The sequence below is a fragment of the Pantoea endophytica genome (assembly GCF_002858935.1).
GTDB classification, from domain to species: Bacteria; Pseudomonadota; Gammaproteobacteria; order Enterobacterales; family Enterobacteriaceae; genus Pantoea; species Pantoea leporis.
The window spans coordinates 39,679-62,842 of sequence record NZ_PJRT01000002.1 but is presented as its reverse complement, the minus strand read 5'-3'; the positions used below and the strand labels follow the sequence as shown (position 1 = coordinate 62,842).

The following is a 23,164-nucleotide window of genomic DNA, read 5'->3' as shown; positions in this document are numbered from 1 at the left end:
TGAAGCGCCCGGAATTAATCACGTGAGAAATTGCCTCAAGGCTAAGGTTTTTGCTTGCCCTGTACGGCTATTTGCCTGAGGCTGAAGCAAAAAAAGGAGAGTCGTATGGAGATAATCTGGTATCACCCGTCGCTGGCGCCGCAAGGCTGGCTGGAAGGTTTGCGTCAGCGTTTACCGGAGGCGCGCGTGCGTGACTGGCAGCCGGGCGACAACGGGCCGGCCGATTATGCGGTGGTGCGTTCTCCGCCGGTCGAGATGCTGGCGGGGCGTCAGCTGAAAGGCGTATTTGCCATGGGCGCGGGCGTCGACGAAATCCTCAAACAGCTGCGTGACAATCCACAGATGCTGGCCGACACCGTGCCGTTATTCCGCCTGGAAGATACCGGCATGGCGCGCCAGATGCAGGAGTACGCCAACTGGTGTGTGCTGGGCTGGTTCCGCCGTTTTGCCGACTATCGTCAACTGCAGCAGCAGGCTTGCTGGCAGGAGCTGGACGGTTTCGATCGCGAAAACTTCACCATTGGCGTGCTCGGCGCGGGCGTATTAGGCCGTAGCGTGCTGGAGAGTTTGCGTCAGTGGGGCTTTCCGTTACGCAGCTGGAGCCGTTCGCCGAAGCAGATCGACGGTGTGCAAAGCTTCCATGGCCGCGAACAGCTCAATGCTTTCCTGGCGGGCACGCAGGTGCTGATCGATCTGCTGCCGACCACGCCGGAAACCACCAACCTGATTGATAGCCAACTGCTTAACGCATTGCCGCACGGCGCCTGCTTCCTCAACCTGGCGCGCGGTGCGCATGTGGTAGAAGCCGATCTGCTGGCGGCGCTCAACAGCGGTCAACTGGCCGCCGCCGCGCTGGATGTGTTCCAGCGCGAGCCGCTGCCGCAGGATCATCCGTTGTGGTCTCATCCGCATGTCACAATCACGCCACATACTGCGGCGATTACCTTGCCAGGCGAGGCGATGGATTACATTGCGGATGCCATACTTGCTCTGGAGCAAGGTCAACAGCCGGGTGGTTTGGTCGATCGCCAGCGCGGTTATTAATTCCCATTGGGTCAGGAGATGAAGATGTATCCCGTTGATTTACATATGCACACCGTTGCCAGCACGCATGCTTACAGCACGCTGCATGATTATGTGGCGCAGGCGAAACAGAACGGCCTGAAGCTGTTCGCGATTACCGATCACGGCCCGGATATGGCCGATGCGCCGCACTATTGGCATTTCGTCAACATGCGCATTTGGCCGCGCGTGATTGATGGCGTTGGCGTGCTGCGCGGTATCGAAGCCAACATCAAAAATCAGCAGGGCGAGATCGATTGCAGCGGCCCGATGCTGGATGCGCTGGATCTGATCGTCGCGGGCTTCCACGAACCGGTTTATGCGCCGCGTGACAAAGCACATCACACTGAAGCGATGATTGCGGCGATGGCGGGCGGTTTGGTGCATATCATTTCGCATCCGGGCAACCCGAAGTTCCCGGTGGATATCCGCGCGATTGCCGAAGCCGCCGCGCATTACGATGTGGCGCTGGAGATCAACAACTCCTCCTTTACCCATTCGCGTCCGGGCAGCGAACCGAACTGTCGCGCCATTGCCGAAGCGGTGCGTGATGCCGGTGGACGTCTGGCGTTTGGTTCCGATTCGCATACCGCGTTTACGCTGGGCAATTTCGAACACTGCCTGCGCATCACCAGCGAAGTGGATTTTCCGCAAGATCGCGTGTTAAATGTCACGCCGCGTCGCCTGCTCGACTTCCTCGAACAGCGCACCGGCAAAACGATTCCCGAATTTGCTGATTTTTAACTTTTTTGCCTCAAGGAATTCTGTTGCATGAATGAGTTTTCCATACTCTGCCGCGTCATCGGCTCGCTGTTTAATCGCCAGCCGCAGGATCCGCTGCTGGTGCCGCTGTTCACTCTGCTGCGTGAAGGCAAACTGCAACAGCAGTGGCCGCTGGAGCAGGACGAACTGTTGACGCGCCTGCAGCAGAATAGCGATCCGCAGGCGCTGGCCGCCGACTACAACGCGCTGTTTGTTGGCAGCGAGTGCAGCGTGCCGCCGTACGCATCGCAGTGGCCGAACGGTGTTGCTGAAGCAGATGTGCGTGCGTTTCTCAGCGCGCGCGGCATGCCGCTGAGCGAAGCGCCTGCCGATCACTTTGGCGTGCTGCTGCTGGCGGCATCCTGGCTGGAAGATCAGTCGGCAGAAGATGAATCCGCCGCGCAGCTGGCGCTGTTTGATGAGTATCTGCTGCCGTGGTGCGGCGCGTTCCTCGGCAAAGTGGAAGCGCATGCCACCACGGCGTTTTATCGCACGCTGGCGGCATTGAGCCGTGAGGCGATGCAGGCGATGTACGACGAACTGAACGAAGAGCAGGGCGACGAGGCGTAATCGTTACCAGCTTGCTGCGCTGCTGCCGAGCTTCACGCCTGGCGTTGCGCAGATCATTGGCGTGCCGGGCAAATACGCTGCGGCGCGCAATCTCTCTGCAATTCCCCACTGATTGATCTCTATCGCGCTCAGCGCGTCATCGTGCTGCGCGTGTATACCGTTTTGCGCATTCTGCGGCGCGTCACCGAACTGCTGCAACAGCCGCGCGGTGCGTGCCAGCGATAAGCGCGCCTGCCAGCCAACGCCGTTGGTCAAGCGCTGACGCAAACCTTCCAGCACCGCCGCGGCCATCAGATAACCGGTGGCGTGATCGAGCGCCTGCACCGGCAGCGGCGTCGGTTGATTATTGCCGCTCCAGCGCATGCCTTGTTCGGCGATGCCGCAGCCCATCTGTACCAGACTGTCGAAGCCGCGCCGGTTGCGCCACGGCCCGCTCCAGCCCCACGCATTGAGGCTGACATCCACCAGGCCCGGCGCGAGTTGGCGGCGCGTATCGGCATCCAGCCCGAGTTTTTCCAGCGCATCAGCGCGATAACCGTGTACCAGCACATCGCTGTGCTGCAACAGCTGGCGCAGCTGCTCGCGCCCGGCGCGGGATTTGATATCAAGCCGCGCACAGCGTTTGCCGCAGGTGATCTCCTCTTCCAGCGTGGGTTCGTGCCAGTCGGGCGGATCGATGCGCAGCACCTGCGCGCCGAGGCTGGCGAGATAACGTGTCGCCACCGGTCCGGCAATGATGCGTGTGAGATCCAGTACACGCACGCCGAGCAGCGGCCGCGCGGGCGACAGTGACCAGGCGGGCGGCGGGGCGGCGTCGGTGGCCTGTTGGGCAATCAGCGCTTCCTGCTGCACGGCGCTGCCTTGCGGATGCTGCAGCCATTGCGCTTCGCTGCGCATCTGCGCGGCGCAGCCGCCGGCATCAATCACCGCCTGCTCCAGCGTGGCGGCGGGCCAGAGGGCCACCGCATCGGCCAGCGCGGCACGATCGGCATGCTGGCCGAGCACGCGCTCCATCGCCGCACGATGATGAGCCGCGTTGGTGTGCAGACGGATCCAGCCGTCGGCGCTGGCGTAATCACCGGCGAATTCATCCCACAGCGCAGCAGGCGGTCGATTGAGCGGGAGCAGGCTGTGCTGAAACCAGCGCGAGGCGAGACGGACATTAACGCTGACCGGCGCGGATTGGCCGAGCAGATCGCTTAGCGCCTGGCTGGCGAGGCCGATGCTGGTGGCCGCTAATTCGCTGACGGCAAAGGCAGAGGAAAAAGTGTCGGGCTGGAGAAAAGTCGGCGAGGGAAGCGGGTCTGCGCCTCGCAATCCCTGCCACATTTGCTGCCACAGTGCGGCAGCACGTTGAGAATCCATGTTGAGTCTCCGGAAAACGCGCGAGACTCAAGCATAGCAGAGCGCATTAACGGCGGCGTAAGCGCGGAAAACGCGCATGCATCCGCAGGTTACGCAGGTTGATCACCGCAATCGCGGTGCCCAGCACCACCAGTGACGCACCGAGGATCTTAAAGCTGTTCATGCTGTCACCCAAGACGAAAACGCCCATCAACACCGCCAGCACCGGCGTCAGCAGCGAATAGGGCATGATCAGGTTGACGTTGTATTTCTTCAGCAGCGCGTACCACAGCGTATAGGCGACAATCGACGAGGCGAGCGCGCTATACAGAATGCCAAACCAGCCGCGCCAGCCGGCGTGGCTCAGCGCGTAAAACTGATGGGATTCGGTCAGCCACGAAGCGGCACCGACAATCGGCACCGCAAGGAAGGAGATCCAGCCGGTGAGCGTCAGCGGTTGTATCGGCGGCGATTTTTTCACAATCATATTGCTGATTGCCCAGCCAAACGCGCTGCACAACAGAATACAGAGCACCCACCAGGCCGGAATGGTCGGACTGCCCGACAGCACCGCCACGCCGCTCAGCGAAATGGCGATACCAAACAGCTGCACCAGCCGCAATTTCTCTTTGAGAATCACCATCGCCAGCAGCATGGCAATCGGCGTACCGAGCTGAACCACGATGGCGCCGGTGCCGGCATCGGTGTAGCGCATGCCGACAAACAGCAGCGAGAAGTGCATAAAACCGAAGGTGAACGCCAGCGTCAGCAGCCACGGCAATTGCGCGCGCGTAATGCGGCAGAATGGCACCAGCACAATCGCTACCACCACAAAGCGCATCCAGGTGAGAAACAGCGGCGGAAGTTCCAGTAATCCCCACTTCACCGCCACGTTGTTGAAAGCCCAGATGGAAACCACCATCAGAACCATTAAAAAATGCCGCACTGCCACGAGGTCTTCCTTCACGCTGTACAAAGATGATCACCGGCTAATGATGGCATGAAGGTGCGGACTTCGGGCATGTCGGGCAACATTTTTTTCGCTTAAGCATTAGCTTTTGCAGGAAAAATAAGACATGTCGCTGATTTACTGTCAAAGTGGATGTCCGAAAGGCGACCATAACGAGGACCGTATTCGGCATGACACACACCCGCGCTTTACCTCTTGCTCTGATTCAACTCGAAGTCCCGCCGCCGCAGGTTGTGGCGCAAATTGGTGAACAACCCCGCTGGTTTATCGACGCGCTGCAACTGCAGCCCGATGACTATGTGATTGTGCGTCCGCATCTGGGCGATGATTTACCGGCCTTTGACCGCGTCAGTGGCGCGATCCTCAGCGGTTCCTGGGCGATGGTCACCGATCACGCTGACTGGAGCGAACGCACCGCCGCCTGGATTCGTGGCGCGCTGGAGGCGGAGCTGCCGCTGCTGGGCGTCTGTTACGGGCATCAACTGATGGCGTATGCGCTGGGTGGCAAAGTGGGCGATAACCCGCAGGGCTGGGAGCGTGGACTGAAACCGCTGACGCGCAATGCGCAGGCGCACAACGATCCCTGGCTGGCCGATCTACCGGGCGAGTTTCAGGCGTGGTTGTCACATCGGCAATCGGTGTTAACGCCGCCGCAGCATGCGCAGGTGCTGGCGAGCTCGGCGCAGGATGGTTGTCAGATTTTGCGTTATTCGCCGCAGGCGCTGTCGGTGCAGTTCCATCCGGAATTTACCCGCGAGATTATGCGCGCCTGTTTACCGGCGGGCGTCAGTGACGATGGCACGGTTCTTTCAGGCGAAGATTGGTCGCGCGAACTGTTGCGCAGCTTCTGGCTACAAACGCGGCCGCAGCCGCGCGCGCAGGCTCAGGGCGCGTAGTTGCGCGTGCAGCGATAAACCCACGCGGGTGGCATATTTTTCAGCACCCGCTGGCGTTCCCAGGTGAAGTAGCGTGACAAATTTGGCTGGGTGAACGAGGTGTATTGAAACTGCACGAATACGCCACGTGGACCCAGCGCATCATGCACCGCACTGAGGATGTTATCGCGCGTGGCGGGCGGTAATGACAGCAGCGGCAGGCCCGAGAAAATCACATCATATTCCCCGGCGAGATATTCCGCCGAACAAGCGCGTACCTGCATGCGCGCATCAGGCAATCCACGCAGGCTTTTCACCAGTTCCGGGCTGATTTCAAACACATCAAGCTGTGCTTGCGGTGACATGCGCGCCAGCACGTGACGCGTGAGCACGCCATCTCCGGCACCCAGTTCCGCGATACGCAGGCTGTTATCCCAGTTCACCGCATTGCACATGGTGCGGCATAGCGCGGCTGAAGAGGGCGTGATGCTGCCCATTTTGCGCGGGTTGCGGATAAATTGCTGAACAAAGTTCGCTTTGGCACGCATTAACGTCAGGGCTGAAGCCAACATCTGTTTCTCCTGGTTAGTATCCTGCTTCATATTGACCACATATTTCGCCCATGTTCCGCTTTTTGCGGCATAAGCGGGAAAACTCGGAATTATCTGTAGCGGCCTACGCTCGCCACATTTCCTTCGGTACGGTCACAGTTTCCCCTTTTACGATCTGACAGGCTGGCGTGGATCGCCCAATGTTAATAACAGGTTTCATAGTTGTTAATCGCCACTCTGTCCCGCAAGGAGAAACACCATGCGTTACGCTGCTCCGGGAGAACAAGGTTCTCTCATTACTCTGCAATCGCGTTATGGCAACTTTATCAACGGCGAATTTGTTGCACCGGTGAACGGTAACTACTTCGTCAACACTTCACCGATCAATGCTTCTACCATTGGCGAATTTCCCCGTTCGGACCGCGCCGATATCGATAACGCCGTGGCTGCCGCCCAGGCCGCTGCCGATGCGTGGGGCAAAACCTCGCCGCAGGCACGCTCGCTGGTGCTGCTGAAAATTGCCGATCGGCTGGAAGAGAATCTGGAATATATCGCGGTCAACGAAACCTGGGATAACGGTAAGCCGGTGCGTGAAACGCTGGCGGCGGATCTGCCGCTGGCGGTCGATCACTTCCGCTATTTCGCTGGCTGCGTGCGTGCGCAGGAAGGCACCGCCGCTGAAATCGATGAGTTCACCGCCGCCTATCACTTCCACGAACCGCTGGGCGTGGTCGGGCAAATCATTCCGTGGAACTTCCCGCTGCTGATGGCGGCATGGAAACTGGCGCCGGCGCTCGGCGCAGGTAACTGCGTGGTGTTGAAACCGGCCGAGCAAACGCCGCTGTCGATTACGCTGTTTATGGACGTGATCAAAGATCTGCTGCCGCCGGGTGTGATCAACGTGGTACATGGTTACGGCAAAGAGGCAGGCGAAGCGCTGGCATCCCATCCGGGCATCGCCAAAATCGCCTTCACCGGATCCACTGCCACTGGCGGCCATATTCTGGAGCTGGCGGCGAAAAGCCTGATCCCGTCCACCGTTGAACTGGGCGGCAAGTCGCCGAACATCTTCTTCGAAGACATCATGGATGCTGAAGAGAGTTTCATTGAGAAAGCGGCAGAAGGCGTGGTGCTGGGCTTCCTTAATCAGGGTGAAGTTTGTACCTGTCCGTCGCGCGCGCTAGTGCAGGAATCGATCTTTGAGCCGTTTATGGCGGCGGTGATGAAGCGCATCAAAACCATTAAACGTGGCGATCCGCTGGATACCGAAACCATGATTGGCGCGCAGGCGTCGCAGCAGCAGTTCGACAAAATCCTCTCTTATCTGGAAATTGCGCAGCAAGAGGGCGCGCAGGTGCTGCACGGCGGCGGCGTAGAGAAAGTGGGCGAAGAGTTTGCCAGCGGCTACTACATCCAGCCGACACTGCTCAAAGGGAATAACAGCATGCGCGTGTTCCAGGAGGAGATATTTGGCCCGGTGGTTGGTGTGCTGACCTTCAAAGATGAAGCGGAAGCGCTGGCAATCGCCAATGATTCGATTTACGGACTTGGCGCGGGCGTCTGGACCCGCGACATCAATCGCGCCTATCGCATGGGCCGCGCCATCAAAGCCGGTCGCGTGTGGACTAACTGTTATCACCTCTATCCGGCGCACGCGGCGTTTGGCGGCTATAAGAAATCGGGTATTGGTCGCGAAACCCACAAAATGATGCTCGATCATTATCAGCAAACGAAAAACCTGCTGGTGAGCTACAGCACGCAACCGCTGGGTTTCTTCTGATTGAAAACGGCAGCGGGGCAATCTCGCTGCCTTTTCATCTCTTCGTCATCTTGCCGCTGCAGGATATTCACTTCGCCAGAATTTTCTGATCAAGGTGGCATCTTTAAGCCAGGTCTTGTGTGTTTAAAGGAGGCGATTGGGCAGAATAGCCCACCTATTTTCAAGGAGATTTCATGAACACGTTGTATAACTACCTGGAACAGCATGATGAGATGCTGGACGGTGTGGAGCAAAATATTATTACCGTTAACCTGCCTGGGCGTCAGGCGGTGTATGTGATTGGCCAAAACGATGCTGACCTGCTGCTGGAAGTAAAAGCGCGCGAAATCGCCACGGCACAGCGCATTGAAACATTGCGTCAACTGGAGAGCCAATTCCGTTTTTAACCTTTCTGTTTTGCCTCATTCGATGATCAATTCGTCAGAAATATCGCAATAAAAAAGCCGCTATCACAAGATAACGGCTTTTTTGTGGTGCGATGCGCAGATTACTTCACGCAGGCGGCACAGTTATTGTGAATCTGCTGGAAGAAGTCGTGTCCTTTGTCATCCACCAAAATGAATGCCGGGAAGTTTTCCACTTCAATCTTCCAGATCGCTTCCATGCCGAGTTCGGCATACTCCACGCATTCCAGACTCTTAATACTCTGCTGTGCCAGCACCGCAGCCGGGCCGCCGATGCTGCCCAGATAGAAGCCGCCGTGTTTTTGACACGCATCGGTAACCTGTTTGCTACGGTTGCCCTTCGCCAGCATCACCATGCTGCCGCCATTGGCCTGCAGCAGATCAACGTAGGAATCCATACGACCTGCAGTGGTTGGGCCGAGTGAACCGGAGGCATAACCTTCTGGCGTCTTCGCTGGACCCGCGTAATAGACCGGATGGTCCTTGATATACTGCGGCAGGCCTTCGCCGTTATCGATGCGCTCTTTCAGCTTGGCGTGCGCAATGTCGCGCGCCACGATAATGGTGCCGTTAAGCGACAAGCGGGTTGAGACCGGATAAGCCGACAGCAGCGCCAGAATTTCGCTCATCGGCTGGTTGAGATCGACATGCACCACTTCGCCTTCACCCTGCTGACGCAGCGCTTCCGGAATATAGCGGCCTGGATTGTCTTCCAACTTCTCAATCCAGATGCCTTCACGGTTGATCTTGGCCTTGATATTTCGGTCTGCGGAACATGACACGCCCATACCCACCGGGCAGGATGCGCCGTGACGCGGCAGACGCACCACGCGGATATCATGCGCAAAATATTTACCGCCGAACTGCGCGCCGAGGCCCAGCTCCTGCGAGGCTTTCAGCAGTTCTTCTTCCAGCTGAATGTCGCGGAACGCCTGACCATGCTCGTTGCCTTCAGTCGGCAGCGAATCGTAATAGTGGGTTGAGGCCAGCTTGACGGTTTTCAGCGTGGCTTCGGCTGAAGTCCCGCCAATCACAAACGCGATATGGTACGGCGGACAGGCCGCGGTACCCAGCGACATCATTTTATCGATCAGGTAATTCTTCAATTTGGCGGGCGCAATCAGCGCTTTGGTTTCCTGATACAGATAGGTTTTGTTGGCGGAACCGCCACCTTTAGCGATGCACAGGAATTTGTATTCGTCGCCATCAACGCTGTAGAGGTCGATCTGCGCCGGCAGGTTGGTGCCGGTATTCACCTCTATATACATATCCAGCGCGGCATTCTGTGAATAGCGCAGGTTATCTTCAATAAAGGTGTTGTAAACGCCTTGCGACAGCGCGGCTTCATCGCCGCCACCGGTCCAGACACGCTGGCCTTTTTTGCCCATGATGATGGCGGTGCCAGTATCCTGACAGGTTGGCAGCACGCCTTTGGCGGCAATTTCGGAGTTGCGCAGGAACTGCAGGGCGACGTATTTGTCGTTCTTGCTGGCTTCATCGTCGGCAAGAATGGACGCGACCTGCGCCTGATGCGAGGCGCGCAGCATGAAGGAAGCATCGTGGAATGCCTGCTTCGCCAGCAGCGTCAGCGCTTTGGGATCGACTTTCAGGACTTCTTCGCCATCGAAGTTGGCCACCGAGACGTAATCGCGGCTCAGCAGATAGTATTCGGTATCATCTTTGGCGAGAGGAAAGGGATCCTGATAATAGAAGGGTTTGTTCGACATGTTGGCTCACTTAGCTTCGTGTGGCCCGCCAGCATGACGGGCGACAAATTAGGCAGTTTGTTATTCGATTTTCTCTCGCCAGCCCTCCGCAGGGGCTGACTGGCGAGTATCATAACATTTTCACGGTAATGCGCGGCTCCGTTTTTAACATCGAAGCAACATCATCAGAACATCATCACCATCCATGGATAGGCGACAACCATCAGAAGAACCAGGAACAGCGCGCCGAAGATGGTGCCCAGGCGCCAGTAATCTTTGGTTGGCAGATAGCCGCTACCGTAATAAATCGGGCTTGGGCCGGTGCCGTACGGGGTGATAATGCCCATCACACCCAGAGAAACACACATCATCAGGCAGAACACCGGCATATTGATGCCCGGAATGGATGCGGCGATGGTCAGCATCGCGGGCAGCAGCGCGGTGGTGTGCGCGGTGGTACTGGCGAACAGGTAATGCAGCAGGTAGAAGGCGACCAGAAGGACGACGGCAGAAATCTGCGGGTCATAGCCTTGCAACAGCATTGCGCCTTCTTTACCCAGCCACGCGATGAAGCCAACGCGCGCTAAACCATCCGCCAGCGCGACCAGCGTGGCGAACCAGGCGAAGGTGTTCCAGGCGGCTTTATTGCTGGTGATGTCATTCCAGTTGAGTACGCCGGTCCACAGCATCAGCACGATGACTAACAGTGCGGCCATTGCGGGCTCAATCCAGGCGGTGGCGAAGATCCACATCATCAGCGCCGCAACCACGAAGCCCAGCAGCAGGATTTCGTTACGTTTCAGTTTACCGAGTTTGGCCAGCTCAGCGGTGGCCCAGCGCGGTACTTCATCGTTCACTTTCACTTCTGGCGGATAGAGCCAGTAAGCCAGCAGCGGCATGGTGAGAATCAGCAGCACGCCCAGCGGCAGGAAGGCAAGGAACCACATGCCCCATGAGATATCAAAGCCCACCACGCTTTTTACCAGCGCCAGCGCCAGCAGGTTTGGTGCCAGCGCAGAAAGGAACATCGAACTGGTGATACAGGCGGCGGTGATGGCAACCCACATCAGGTATGAACCAATCTTACGTGCGCTAGGATCGTTCGGTTTTGAACCATAGAGCGGCGGCAGGTTAGCAATAATGGGATAGATGGTACCGCCGCTGCGCGCGGTGTTGGATGGCGTAAACGGCGCCAGCAACAGGTCAGCGAAGGTAATGGCGTAACCCAGCGTCAGGCTACGACGGCCCAGATATTTCACCAGAATCAGCGCCAGGCGGCGACCGAACTGGGTTTTATCGTAGCCTGCGGCGAACATGAAGGCACCGAAGATCAGCCAGACCGTGGAGTTGCCGAAGCCACTCACCGCCCATTTGAACGACTGCGCCGCGGTTTTGAACTTGGGATCCGCCAGTTCTGCCGGGCTAAACAGCACCCACTGGCTGAACAGCGCAATCACCACCACGCCGGTTAACCCGATAACGGCACCCGGCAGCGGCTCGAAAATCAGTCCCACAATAACCCCGACAAAAATGGCGAAGAAGTGCCAGGCGTAAGGTTCCAATCCCGCAGGAGTCGGTACCAGCAGCAACAGCACAGCCACAATAATTGGCAGGCACAACATTATCAGGCGGTTCTTTTTTTTCCCTGGTGCCGCGGGAGGCGCGGTGAGGGATTCACTCTGGGTTGTTTGTGTGTTCATAGTTTTGTCTGCAAGTTATGGAGAATGCGGATATACGCCCCGAACCAAGCTGGTTTTTTTAGTTACAAAACCCTTTTAACAGATTAGTCGTGACATTTAAAACTGAGTCTTAATAAATCGCCATTTACAAAATTCGATGCGCGAATTATCTAATGGATGCGCTTATGATGCGATTAATTAAAATATCTATTTTGATCTAGATCAATAAAATTTATTGGTGATTTTTTTGCTTTAAACCTGTGCGCCTTAATTAACGAACCATTAGGTGAAAATTAACTGTGTGAGATGAATAAAACGGCACAAATCAAGCAAAAACAGAGAAAGGAGACGATTTATCTTTATGATAAGACTAGGTTTGTTTTAAATGTAAGGAAAAAGTTGATTTTTGTCAAGTCTTGGTTAAAACTTAGCGGAGCGCAGCTTTTAGCAATAAGCCTCAAATATTATTTTCATGCGTAAAACTTATATAACTAACGAATAAGGTTATGTAAGTAAATAAAATGCTATATTTACGCCATGAAATCGGACCACTCAAATAATTATAAAATTCTCCGAACCGCCAAAGAATTGAATACCAAGTTTCTTAATTCTGGAGTTGCTCATCATGAATACGCTCACCCCGATTCTTAATCCGCTTACGTTACCGAAAGGTGCGGTGCTTAAAAACCGACTGGTTATGGCACCGATGACAACATGTACCGGTTATTACGATGGCGGTGTTACCAGTGACCTTGTCGAATATTATCGCGTGCGCGCCGGCAGCATCGGTACTGTGATTGTCGAGTGCTGCTTTATTGATAACCGTGGCCCTGCGTTTCCAGGCGCGCTCGGTATCGACAGCGACAACAAAATCCCAGGCCTGGCGAAAATCGCCCACGCCATCAAGTCGCAAGGCTCCAAAGCGATTCTGCAGATTTATCACGGCGGCCGTATGGTTGAACCGGCGCTGATCGGCGGTAAAACCCCGGTCGCGCCGAGCGCCATCGCTGCACCGCGTGACGGTGCCACTCAACCTCAGGCGCTGACTGCAGAAGAAGTGGAGGTGATGATCACCAAGTTTGGTGATGCGGTGAACCGCGCGATCAAAGCCGGCTTCGACGGCGTGGAGATTCACGGCGCCAACACCTATCTTATCCAGCAGTTCTACTCGCCAAACTCCAACCAGCGCGACGACAAATGGGGCGGCAGTCGCGATAATCGCGCGCGTTTCCCACTGGAAGTGCTGGAAATCACCCACAAAATGGCTGACCGCTTCGCTGCGGCAGACTTCATCATCGGCTATCGCTTCTCACCGGAAGAACTGGAAGTGCCGGGCATCCGCTGGGATGACACGCTCTATCTGCTGGAGAAACTGGCAGAACGCGGTCTCGATTACGTGCACTTCTCGGTTGGTCAGCTGCTGCGTCCATCGATTGTTGATACTCAGGACCCAACGCCACTGATCACCAAATATCTGGCACAGCGCTCGCCTAACCTGGCGAAAGTGCCGGTAATCGGCGTCGGCGGCGTCGTCAATAAAGAAGATGCCGAGAATGCGCTGGAGCACGGTTTCGACTTGGTGGCGGTGGGCAAAGCCTGTATCGCCTATCCGGACTGGACCGATCGCGTTATCAAGAATCAGCACATGGAGCTGTATATCGACAGCACCAAGCGCGAAGAGTTGACTATCCCGGAACCGCTGTGGCGCTTCTCACTGGTGGATGCGATGATCCGCGACGTCAGCGATACCGGCCGTAAATACAAAGCGGGCGTTTATCAGGCGAAAGTCGAAGCCGAAGCGCTGAAGCTGAAAATCAACGTTACCCTCGACACCGACCGTATCACCGACATCTCGCTGGTGCCGGATCCGAGCCTCGACGTCGACTTCACCAGCACCTTCGAAAGTCTGCGTGAACGCATTCTGGTGGCGAACAGCCCGCACGTTGACGCCATCACTGGCGCCACCACGCAAAGTGAAGCGCTGAAAAAAGCGGTATCGCGTGCCATGACCACCTCAAGCAAAGAGTATGTGATTGAAGAGGGCGGTAACCCGAACGCACCGGTGAATTACGATGTGGTGGTAGTGGGCACCGGCGGTGCCGGTCTGGCGGCGGCGATTCAGGCGCATGACGATGGCGCACGCGTGGTGATCATCGAGAAGATGCCCACCATCGGCGGTAACACCATCAAAGCCTCGGTCGGGATGAACGCGGCGGAAACCCGTTATCAGAAGTTGAAAGGCATCGAAGACAGCAAAGAGCTGTTCTATGAAGAGACGCTGAAAGGCGGCAAATTCAAAAACAATCCGGTGCTGCTGCGCGAATTTGTTGAGCAGGCGCCCGAAGCGATTGAGTGGCTGGCCGCCAAAGACATCGAGCTGTGCGACATCACCATCACCGGCGGCATGAGCATCGATCGTACGCACCGTCCGGAAGATCGTTCGGCAGTCGGCGGCTTCCTGATCAGCGGGCTGGTGAAAAACGTTAATCTGCGCAATATCGAAGTGTTGCTGGAAACCTCAGTGGCCGAAATTTTAGTGGAAAACGGTGCGGTCACCGGCGTGAAAGTGGTGGATGAGTATAACGACAGCCGCATTATTAACGCCAAAAGCGTGATTGTGGCGACCGGCGGCTTCAGTGCCAACCGCGAAATGGTGGTGAAATATCGCCCTGAGCTGGACGGTTTCGTCACCACCAACCATAAAGGCGCCACCGGCAGCGGCATCGCCATGCTGCAACACATCGGTGCGGATACCGTCGATATGGGTGAAATCCAGATTCACCCAACGGTTGAGCAAACTACGTCGTACCTGATTTCCGAAGCAATGCGCGGCGGCGGGGCGATTCTGGTGAGCCAGGCAGGCAAGCGTTTCTACAATGAAATGGAAACCCGTGACAAAGTGTCCGCTGAGATCATCGCGCTGCCTGAGAAGAGTGCGTGGATTGTGTTTGACGAGCAGGTACGCGCCAATAACAAAGCGGCTGACGAATACATCGCTAAAGGCTTTGTCATCAGCGCGCCAACGCCACACGAGCTGGCGGTGAAACTCAACATGGATCAGGAAGCGCTGCAAACCACGCTCGGTCGTTACAACGAGTTCGTGGCGAAGCAGGATGACGAAGACTTTGGTCGTAAAACCGCGCTGCGTCACCCGCTGAATAAAGGTCCGTACTTCGCCATTCGTATCGCACCGGGCGTGCACCACACCATGGGCGGCGTGACCATCAACACCGATACCGCGGTGCTGGATGCGCAGAAAGAGGTGATTCCAGGCGCATGGGCGGCCGGTGAAGTGGTCGGCGGCATCCACGGCGCCAACCGCATCGGCGGCAATGCGGTGGCCGATATCATCATCTTCGGTATCAAAGCCGGTCACAACGCGGCTAAACTGGCGTTAGGACACTAAGCTGTAAAGATGCCCGCCTTGTGCGGGCATCGTTTTCTTTAGAGGCATGCAATGACCGCTGGCGTCTTTTCTTACTCTGCCGTTCTGATGGGTTCGCCCATTCTGCTCAAATTGTTTGATGACAATCCCACGCTTGCCCGCCACGTATTTCAACTGATTAAACAGCAGGAAAACCTGTTCACCGTTAACCGAGCTGAATCCGAAGTGATGTCGATCAACCACGCCGCAGGCCACCATCCGGTGATCGTCAGCGAAGCGGTGTTTGCGTTAATTAGCGTGGCACACGCCGTGAGTTTACTGCCGGACAGCGCCTTCAATTTCACCATTGGGCCGATTGTGAAGCGCTGGAAAATCGGTTTTCAGGGACGTGCGGTACCGCCTGCGCCAGAAATCGCGTCCCTGCTGAAGCTGACCGATCCGCATCAGGTGGTGCTCAATCCCGCCGATCGCTCAGTGTTTTTGCAACAGCCAGGCATGGAGATCGATCTCGGCGCCATCGCCAAAGGCTACATCGCCGATCGCGTGCAGGCGTTTTTACGCCAGCAGGGCGTGCAGCAGGCGCTGATCAATCTGGGCGGCAATGTGCAAACGCTGGGTTCGCCGCCGCACGAGCCGCAGGGTTGGGGCATTGGCCTGAAAAAGCCGTTTGGTCGTGATGATGAGCTGTTAGGCGTGCTGCAGGTGCAGGGCAAATCGGTGGTGACGTCGGGGATTTATGAGCGCTACTTCGAACTGGATGGCCGCTGCTGGCATCATATTTTTGATCCGCAAACCGGCTATCCGCTTGATAACGAACTGCTGAGCGTGACGGTGATTTCCGATCGCTCGATTGATGGCGATATCTACACCACGCTGCTCTTTGGCATGGGCGTGGAGCAAGGGCTGGCTTATCTCGCTGACCAGCCCGACATCGACGCGGTGTTTGTCACGCGCGATCGGCAGATCATCTGCTCCTCGCCGCAGCACTTTCACTTCCAGCAGCTCGATGTCGACTGGCGGCTACGTTACTGACAATATTGCTGCAGCAGCGAATGGTATTCCGGCTGCAGGCGATAGCGGTACACCGGACGGCCGGTCGCGCCGTAATGAATGCTGGTGAACAGAATATTAATCTGCGCCAGCCAAATCAGGTATTTACGACACGACACGCGCGAGATGTTCACTTCAGCCGCCAGTTCGTCGGTCGAGAATTCATGCCCCGGATGCGCATCAATCCACTGACACAGCGTGCGCAGCGTTTGCGGCGTTAAGCCTTTTGGCAGGCGCTTATTGTCGTGCTGCGTCGCCGGGCTGCCGTGAATCAGCAGATCCACATCCGCTTGCTGATAATAATGCTGATTGTCCATCAGCGATTTCTTCTGCCGCCAGCCGGTCAGCGCCTCTTCAAAACGTGGGAACTGGAACGGTTTGATCAGGTAATCCACCACGCCGTAGTGCAGCGAGGTTTTGATATTCTCCGCATCGGCCGCCGACGAAATGATGATCACTTCCACCGCGCTCTGTGCCGTACGCAGCTCCGGCAACAGATCGAGGCCATTCTCCTGCTGCATATAGATATCCAGCAGCACCAGATCGACCGCAGTATCGCTATTGAACAGGATCTCTTTCGCCTGCTTCAAGGTTGAGGCGGTGCCACAACAGTGAAAGCCCTGAATTTGGCCGATATACGCGCGATTAAGCTCGGCGACCATGGCGTCATCATCGACCACTAACACATTGATCATGCGGATTGGTTTCCTCCATCCCAGGGAAGTTGGACTAAAAATTGGGTAAACACGCCGGGTTCTGACTCCACACTCACGCTGCCACCGATATTTTCGGTTTGCTGCTGCAGCAGAAACAGCCCGACACCGCGGTTTTCACCTTTGGTGGAGAAGCCTTTTTCGAAAATGGTGCTGAGATGATCGGCTTCAATGCCTGGACCATCATCACTCACTTCACAGGTCAGCCAACCGTTTTGGTAGTGCAGCATCACGTGAATCTCGCCTTCTACCTGCTCGCTCATCGCATCCAGCGCATTCTCAATCAGATTGCCGATCACCGTAATCAGCGCCGCCATCTGCTGCTCATTGCCGCTGTCGGGCAGGAAGCTGGCATCGCTGATGGTCAGGCGATGGCCGCAATCCGACGCGCGGTTGATTTTGCTCAGCAAGAAACCAGCAATCACCGGCGACTTAATCTTATCGAGCAGGAAACCGATCTCCGTCTGGTAATTATTGGCGGTTTTGAGAATGTAGCTTTCCACCTGCGTGTAGTTTTTCATGTGCAGCAGGCCGAGGATCACATGCAGCTTGTTCATAAATTCGTGCGAGCGCTCACGCAGCGCATCGACGTAGTTTACCATGCCCGTCAGACGCTGCATCAGTTGACTGATTTCCGTCTTGTCCCTGAAGGTGCAGACCGCGCCGATAATCCGTCCCTGCGTGCGCACCGGTACGGTGTTGCTTAGCAACACGCGGCCATTCACATTCAACTCTTCATCACGCCGCGCCCGCCCGCTGTGCAGCACATCCCGCAGATGATCGTCAATCACTGAGGCATCGTAGATGCGGTCGCCGCTGATGGTGCCCATTGAATCGTTCAGCAGCGATCGCGCCGCCTGATTCACCAGCGTCACCTGCGCCTGATCATCCATCGCCACCACGCCTTCTTTTAGCGAGTTGAGAATCGCCTGACGCTGTTCAAACAGGGTAGAAATTTCGTAGGGTTCGAGGCCAAACAGGATGCGCTTCAACACACGCACCAGCACCAGGGTGCCGATGGCGCCCGCAAAGGTGCCAATCAGGATAGTCCACAAGATGCTCCAGCGGCTTTGGTTAATCTGATCGGTAACGGCGCTGAGTGAAATGCCCACTACCACGACACCAATTTGCTTATGCTGCGCATTATATACCGGCGTATAGACGCGCATTGCCCGGCCCAGAACACCTTGATTGACGGAGACGTTTTCATGACCGCGTATCGCGGGCTCAATATCAGTGCCAATAAAGTGCTGGCCGATGAGTTCAGGATTCAGGTGCGAATAGCGGATGGTATCCATATTGGTCACCACCACAAACAGCAGGTTATTGCTCTCCTGCACGGCTTTAGCAATGGGTTGGATGCTGGTGGCATTTGGCGGCAATATCAGCGCGTGCTGAATCTCAGGAAATTTGGCCAGCGTGCGCGCCACCGCCATGGCTTTGTCCTCCAGCTGCGCGCGGGTCGCTGCGCCAATCTGGAAAAAATAGAACATATGCACGCTGAGCAGCACCAGCACAATCACTGCGCTAAGCATCAGGGTGACCAGCGTATTAAGCTTCATCGGCTGCTTGCGCGCCGCGGTTCCTTGCTGTGAAGAAGACATGATCGCTCTCGGAGGAGAAGAGGGCACATATTATGACGGATAAACAGAAGAAGGTCGCGCACCATGTAAGGCCGCCATTCGTGGCGGCCTCGACATTGGCGGTACTGAATTAACTCGATTTAACGCGATTCGCAAAGCTCTTACGCAGCTTTTGCAGTTTCGGTGGGATTACCGCCATGCAGTAGCCGTTGCGCTGACCCGCGCCTTGCCAATAATCCTGATGATAACCTTCTGCCGCATACCACTCTTTCAGCGGCTCGATGGTGGTCACTACCGGATCGCTCAGATTCTCCTGCGCGCGCGCAATCGCGGCAATCGCTTCGGCTTCCTGCTCAGCATTCGCCGGGAAAATCGCAGAGCGATATTGGGTGCCAACATCGTTGCCCTGGCGGTTGAGCGTAGTGGGATCGTGGGTGGCAAAGCTGATATCCAGCAGATCGCCGTACTTCACCTGCTCTGGATCGAAACCGATGCGAATCGCTTCTGCGTGGCCGGTCGCACCGCTGCACACCTGCTCGTAGGTTGGATTCGGGCGTGCGCCGCCGGTATATCCACTCTCGACTGACTCCACGCCAATCACATCTTTAAACACTGCTTCAGTACACCAGAAACAGCCACCTGCGATCACCGCATATTCGGTTGCCATTATATCTACTCCTGTCAGGGCGAAAGAATCAAAGTGGGGGCAAGCCCATATCAATTCAAGCAGTTAAATTAACATTTCAGGCTTAAAGTCGCCGCGCTTGTCGAGCCGCAAATTGCTCATCACGCTGAAGCGTCCTTCGCCGGTGTAGTGCAGCGTCGGCGGAAACTCCGGCGTTTCAGCTACATGCGCTTTAACGATCTCAAAGATAAAGAAGTTGTAGTTATCTACCATGGAATCGTCATACAGCTGGCACTCAAAGCTGGCAAAGCAATCGCCGATTAACGGCGCATTGACCACGCTTGCCGGTTCGGGTGTCAGATTGAAGGCATCAAACTTATCTAGACGATCGCCGTGGCTGTTACCGATCGCCACCACGCTGTCCACCAGATTGGCCGACGGCACGTTAATCACGCACTGGCCGCTCTGGCGAATCAGTTCATGGCTGTAATTGCCGCCGGCAATCATGCAGCCAACCAGCGACGGCGAGAACTCCAGAATGGTGTGCCAGCCGAGCGTCATGATGTCGCGATGATCCTCAAACTGGGAACTCAGCAGCACCACCGGACCCGGCTCCAGATACTTCCGCGCTTTGCTTACCGGAAAGTCGATTTTATGCATCGGGATTCTCCTGTTGTAGGTACAGACACATTAAGTGTAGATGCCAGCCTTTACCGAGCCGAAAAATCGCGGCATGTTATCGGCTACCTCTTACCAACAGGCCAATAATATGAACAACATCCTGTGTCAGACCCTTAACCTTCGCTATCCGATCATTCAGGCGCCGATGGCGGGCGTCTCGACGCCGGAACTGGCGGCGGCGGTGAGCACCAGCGGGGCGCTGGGTTCGATCAGCGTGGGCGCCTCAACGCCGCAACAGGCGGATAGCATGATCCGCAAAACGCTCGCCCTGACAGCCGCGCCCATCAACGTCAACGTCTTCTGCCACGCGCCGGTGCAGCGCAATCCACAGCAAGAACAGGCGTGGATCGCACGTTTCAAGCCGGTGTTTGCTCGCTATGAAGCGACACCGCCCGATGCGCTGTCAGAGATTTATCAAACGTTCGTGGATAACCACGCGATGCTGGATGTGCTGCTGGACACCGCACCTGCCGCAGTGAGTTTCCATTTTGGGTTGCCGTCCGCCGGGGTTGTGCAGCGCTTGAAAGGTCGCGGCATTATCACGCTGGCCAGCGCCACCAGCGTTGCTGAAGCAGGCGCCATCGAAGCCGCCGACATCGATTTTATTGTGGCGCAGGGCATCGAGGCGGGCGGGCATCGCGGGATATTCCATCCAGAAAATGACGATCAGCAGCTCAGCACCTTTACGCTGGTGCAGGCGATTCGTCGGGCGTCGCGGCTGCCGGTGATTGCCGCCGGCGGCGTGATGGATGGCGCGGGCATGGCTGCCATGCTCAAGCTGGGCGCGGCGGGTGTACAGCTGGGTACCGCGTTTATTCTGTGCCCGGAATCCGCCGCCAATGCGGCATACCGTCAGGCGCTGAAAAGCGCGCAGGCCAACAGCACCGAGATGATTGCCGCCATTTCTGGCCGATCGGCAAGATGTCTCACCAACGATTTTTGCCAGCTGGCGCGCGAGTTCGCGCAGGATGCCATTCCCCCTTATCCACTCACCTACGCGCTGGGCAAAGCGCTCGCTGCTGCCGCCGCCGCCAAAGGCGCGCACGGCTTTGGCGCGCAGTGGGCCGGGCAGGGCGCCGCGCTGGCGCGGGAAATGCCGGCGGCAGAATTAATTAACACGCTGGTGGCGGAGTGGCAGGCGGCGTAACGCAGCTTTTCTGCTGCGACCATCTCTATGGTTGAGGAGGCGATGATGACAAACCCAGCCGGGATAAATCCCGGAGAACAGGTCGTTTTATACGACGGCGTATGCAAACTGTGCAACGCGTGGGTGATGTTTCTCCTGCGTCACCGCATTCCACGCCATGTACGTTTTGCGGCGGTTCAGAGTGAGCAGGGGAAAGCGCTATTACGTTTTGTCGGTCTGCCAGATGAAGATATTCGCACCATCGTTTTGATTGATGGACAAAATCATTGGCTCCGTGCGCAGGCAATTTTCCGCATCATGCACTATATGCCGTGGCCGTGGCGCGTGTTGTCAGTCGTGAGGTTTATGCCTGACGTTATCAGCAATTATTGTTACGACCGCATTGCGCTAAATCGTTATCGGCTTTTTGGTCGCTACAACGAGCATTACCCCCTTAAATCCGATTATCACGGACGATTTTTAGACCAGTAAAAATCGTCCGTTAATCCTCGAAGCGGTACGCTTGCTGCGTAATGGTTTTAGCCATCATCGATTTAATCCATTCCGTAGGTTCCCGTTTACCGCTGCGTTTGTGTGAATAGATTTTCACGGTGAACCTTGGCGCGGGAAACGGCAGCCTGAATGAGGTCACATCGGCGGCCTGTTTAATTTTACTGGCAACGAAAGACGGGATCGCCATCAGCAATTCACTTTCCGCGATAATAAAGGGCGCACTCAGCATTGACGGCGTTCTGATGGCGATGCGGCGTTTAAGGCCAATGCGCGCAAGATGGGAATCCAGCAATCCCTGCTTTTCATTCCATGGCGTAACCACCAGATGCCCGGCGGCAAGATAGTCGTCAAGATTCAGACTGCTGCGTCGCGCATTGGCAATCACCATAAATTCATCACTGAATAAATCGGTCTCTTCGAGATCGGGATGATGCATGCCATCCGGCTCGCTAAAACTCAGCGCCATATCGATTTCACCCGCCAGTAATTCAATCAGCGCCGGATTATGCGGCAAATGGCAGAGTTCAAAACTCAGATTGGGTGCCGTATCAGTCAGCGCATGCATCAGCCGCGGAAAGACACAAAAAGCGGTGTAATCCGTTACCGCAATTCTAAAACAGTCATCACTGGTCAGCGGATCGAAAGGCTGCAGCGGACTGAGATGCCGATTTAACCCGGTTAACGTTTCGGCAATATAGGGTGCCAGCTGGCAGGCATAAACGCTGGGACACATTTTGTGGCCTTCGCGGTAGAACAGCGGATCTTTAAAAAACTCACGTAATCGGGACAGCGCGTGGCTTAACGCGGAAGTACTCAAACTGAGCTCAATCGCCGCCAGCCTGACCGAACGATGTCTGAAAACTGCGTCGAAAACGGGGAGGAGATTCAAGTCCAGTCGACGCAGCACATGATGCATGAAATTCACCTATCATTGATTTTATTGCACTTATTTCATCGAACAATACCTATTATGCTGGGCAGCATCAATCTGATTAAATAAGAAAATAATGCATGAAGATGACTATTCGGCCAGCCAATCCTGAAGACGCGGACGCCATTTACGATATGATTGCTGAGTTGTCGGTTTATGAACATGGATTACAGCCGTCATCAACTACCGTGGAAGAGATCAGATCGACGCTATTCAATCCCGAAAGCCATAGCGAGGCGTTGATGTGCGAGATTGATGGCATAACCGCCGGGTATGCAGTGATTACCCGCAGCTACTCGGCGTGGCTGGGGCGTCGCGGACTCTATATGGAAGACTTGTACTTCTCGCCCAATTTTCGCGGCCTCGGTGCAGGCAAAGCGCTGCTGCAGTATGTCGCGCAGCACGCGGTCAATCATCAGTGCAACCGCATTGAGTGGAGCGCGTTAGATTGGGATCAGTCGGCCAGAGATTTCTATCTCAGTATTGATGCGCTGCCGTTAAATGAGTGGGTGCGTTATCGGCTCGACGGGGCGGCATTAGAGAAATTTGCTGCCGCCACGCCGCAATAGTTCTCTGCCACAAAAGGCCCGCCAAAATGGCCTAATGCTCATGTCAGCCAGGCCAACGACGAGTGTGCAGGCCGGTGGCACTTTTGGGCCGGCTGTCCTCGCGCCGCTAACGCGGTTCCTTCACTTCGCTCGTCAGCCTAACGGACCGGCGAAGACGGGACTTCCCTGTCCCGGCTTCGCCTTTCGCCCGCGTCCTGCGGGCTCTCCTGGCTTCCTCGCTTCGTTCAGCGCTGCGAATTGCCGGCCCAAAATTGCCCCCGGCCCGCTTCGACGCTTCAGTGCGTG

Annotated in this window: 21 protein-coding genes; 11 read left to right on the top strand and 10 right to left on the bottom strand. The window is 56.2% G+C overall.

Annotated features, from left to right (window positions below):
• The first annotated feature begins 105 nt into the window (after positions 1–105).
• Genes ghrA through PZBJ_RS00945 form a run of 3 tightly spaced genes read left to right on the top strand, consistent with a single transcriptional unit; the run spans position 106 to position 2,394 of the window.
• Positions 106–1,044: a glyoxylate/hydroxypyruvate reductase GhrA gene (gene ghrA / locus PZBJ_RS00955; protein WP_101760780.1), complete on the top strand. Its 939-nt coding sequence runs from the start codon at positions 106–108 to the stop codon at positions 1,042–1,044.
• A 24-nt stretch (positions 1,045–1,068) separates the two neighbouring features.
• Positions 1,069–1,806 (top strand): phosphatase, encoded by a 738-nt coding sequence (locus tag PZBJ_RS00950; protein ID WP_101760779.1) that lies wholly within the window; start codon positions 1,069–1,071, stop codon positions 1,804–1,806.
• Positions 1,807–1,833: 27 nt separating this feature from the next.
• Positions 1,834–2,394 (top strand): TorD/DmsD family molecular chaperone, encoded by a 561-nt coding sequence (locus PZBJ_RS00945; protein WP_101760778.1) that lies wholly within the window; start codon positions 1,834–1,836, stop codon positions 2,392–2,394.
• 3 nt (positions 2,395–2,397) lie between these two features.
• Here the strand turns inward: PZBJ_RS00945 and PZBJ_RS00940 are convergent, their stop codons facing one another.
• Both PZBJ_RS00940 and PZBJ_RS00935 read right to left on the bottom strand, forming a co-directional pair.
• Complete coding sequence (locus PZBJ_RS00940; protein ID WP_101760777.1) at positions 2,398–3,759, bottom strand: CoA transferase; 1,362 nt, start codon at positions 3,757–3,759, stop codon at positions 2,398–2,400.
• A gap of 46 nt (positions 3,760–3,805) precedes the next feature.
• On the bottom strand, positions 3,806–4,690 hold the full coding sequence (locus PZBJ_RS00935; protein ID WP_101760776.1) for a DMT family transporter: 885 nt from the start codon (positions 4,688–4,690) through the stop codon (positions 3,806–3,808).
• Between the two features lie 188 nt (positions 4,691–4,878).
• Between PZBJ_RS00935 and PZBJ_RS00930 the strand changes: the two genes are divergently transcribed.
• The gene (locus tag PZBJ_RS00930; protein ID WP_101760775.1) at positions 4,879–5,604 is read left to right on the top strand and encodes a glutamine amidotransferase; all 726 of its coding nucleotides are present in this window, start codon (positions 4,879–4,881) and stop codon (positions 5,602–5,604) included.
• Here PZBJ_RS00930 and PZBJ_RS00925 read toward each other — a convergent pair.
• A complete protein-coding gene (locus tag PZBJ_RS00925) occupies positions 5,592–6,155 on the bottom strand; it encodes a class I SAM-dependent methyltransferase (RefSeq protein WP_101760774.1) in 564 nt (187 codons plus the stop codon). The two genes, PZBJ_RS00930 and PZBJ_RS00925, sit on opposite strands and share 13 nt — an antisense overlap.
• Positions 6,156–6,393: 238 nt before the next feature.
• Here PZBJ_RS00925 and exaC point away from each other — a divergent pair, with 238 nt between their 5' ends.
• Both exaC and PZBJ_RS00915 read left to right on the top strand, forming a co-directional pair.
• A complete protein-coding gene (gene exaC / locus PZBJ_RS00920; RefSeq protein ID WP_101760773.1) occupies positions 6,394–7,914 on the top strand; it encodes an acetaldehyde dehydrogenase ExaC in 1,521 nt (506 codons plus the stop codon).
• A gap of 173 nt (positions 7,915–8,087) precedes the next feature.
• The gene (locus PZBJ_RS00915; RefSeq protein ID WP_007891580.1) at positions 8,088–8,300 is read left to right on the top strand and encodes a hypothetical protein; all 213 of its coding nucleotides are present in this window, start codon (positions 8,088–8,090) and stop codon (positions 8,298–8,300) included.
• A 101-nt stretch (positions 8,301–8,401) separates the two neighbouring features.
• Here PZBJ_RS00915 and fumA read toward each other — a convergent pair whose 3' ends face one another.
• Entirely contained in the window at positions 8,402–10,045 is a 1,644-nt protein-coding gene (gene fumA / locus PZBJ_RS00910; protein WP_101760772.1) for a class I fumarate hydratase FumA, read from the bottom strand.
• 164 nt (positions 10,046–10,209) lie between these two features.
• Positions 10,210–11,724, bottom strand: coding sequence for an anion permease (locus PZBJ_RS00905; protein WP_101760771.1), 1,515 nt, complete (start codon positions 11,722–11,724; stop codon positions 10,210–10,212).
• Between the two features lie 604 nt (positions 11,725–12,328).
• Here PZBJ_RS00905 and PZBJ_RS00900 point away from each other — a divergent pair.
• Complete coding sequence (locus PZBJ_RS00900; RefSeq protein WP_101760770.1) at positions 12,329–15,109, top strand: flavocytochrome c; 2,781 nt, start codon at positions 12,329–12,331, stop codon at positions 15,107–15,109.
• 51 nt (positions 15,110–15,160) lie between these two features.
• The gene (locus PZBJ_RS00895) at positions 15,161–16,120 is read left to right on the top strand and encodes an FAD:protein FMN transferase (protein ID WP_101760769.1); all 960 of its coding nucleotides are present in this window, start codon (positions 15,161–15,163) and stop codon (positions 16,118–16,120) included.
• Here the strand turns inward: PZBJ_RS00895 and dcuR are convergent.
• The 4 genes from dcuR to PZBJ_RS00875 form a co-directional block, all read right to left on the bottom strand.
• The gene (dcuR, locus tag PZBJ_RS00890) at positions 16,114–16,833 is read right to left on the bottom strand and encodes a two-component system response regulator DcuR (protein ID WP_008102769.1); all 720 of its coding nucleotides are present in this window, start codon (positions 16,831–16,833) and stop codon (positions 16,114–16,116) included. The two genes, PZBJ_RS00895 and dcuR, sit on opposite strands and share 7 nt — an antisense overlap.
• Positions 16,830–18,455 carry a sensor histidine kinase gene (locus PZBJ_RS00885; protein WP_101760768.1) on the bottom strand — a complete coding sequence of 542 codons (1,626 nt, stop codon included), beginning with the start codon at positions 18,453–18,455 and terminating at the stop codon, positions 16,830–16,832. The genes dcuR and PZBJ_RS00885 overlap by 4 nt, the downstream gene beginning before the upstream one ends.
• 109 nt (positions 18,456–18,564) lie before the next feature.
• Positions 18,565–19,101: a peptide-methionine (S)-S-oxide reductase MsrA gene (gene msrA / locus PZBJ_RS00880; protein WP_101760767.1), complete on the bottom strand. Its 537-nt coding sequence runs from the start codon at positions 19,099–19,101 to the stop codon at positions 18,565–18,567.
• 63 nt (positions 19,102–19,164) lie between these two features.
• The gene (locus PZBJ_RS00875) at positions 19,165–19,719 is read right to left on the bottom strand and encodes a flavin reductase family protein (RefSeq protein WP_101760766.1); all 555 of its coding nucleotides are present in this window, start codon (positions 19,717–19,719) and stop codon (positions 19,165–19,167) included.
• A gap of 109 nt (positions 19,720–19,828) precedes the next feature.
• Here PZBJ_RS00875 and PZBJ_RS00870 point away from each other — a divergent pair, with 109 nt between their 5' ends.
• Together PZBJ_RS00870 and PZBJ_RS00865 are read left to right on the top strand one after the other, a co-directional pair.
• A complete protein-coding gene (locus PZBJ_RS00870; RefSeq protein WP_101761032.1) occupies positions 19,829–20,887 on the top strand; it encodes an NAD(P)H-dependent flavin oxidoreductase in 1,059 nt (352 codons plus the stop codon).
• Between the two features lie 45 nt (positions 20,888–20,932).
• Entirely contained in the window at positions 20,933–21,358 is a 426-nt protein-coding gene (locus PZBJ_RS00865; RefSeq protein WP_101760765.1) for a thiol-disulfide oxidoreductase DCC family protein, read from the top strand.
• Positions 21,359–21,368: 10 nt separating this feature from the next.
• Here the strand turns inward: PZBJ_RS00865 and PZBJ_RS00860 are convergent, their stop codons facing one another.
• On the bottom strand, positions 21,369–22,295 hold the full coding sequence (locus PZBJ_RS00860) for a LysR family transcriptional regulator (protein WP_101760764.1): 927 nt from the start codon (positions 22,293–22,295) through the stop codon (positions 21,369–21,371).
• Between the two features lie 95 nt (positions 22,296–22,390).
• Here PZBJ_RS00860 and PZBJ_RS00855 point away from each other — a divergent pair, with 95 nt between their 5' ends.
• Positions 22,391–22,879 (top strand): GNAT family N-acetyltransferase, encoded by a 489-nt coding sequence (locus tag PZBJ_RS00855; protein WP_101760763.1) that lies wholly within the window; start codon positions 22,391–22,393, stop codon positions 22,877–22,879.
• Positions 22,880–23,164: the final 285 nt, after the last annotated feature.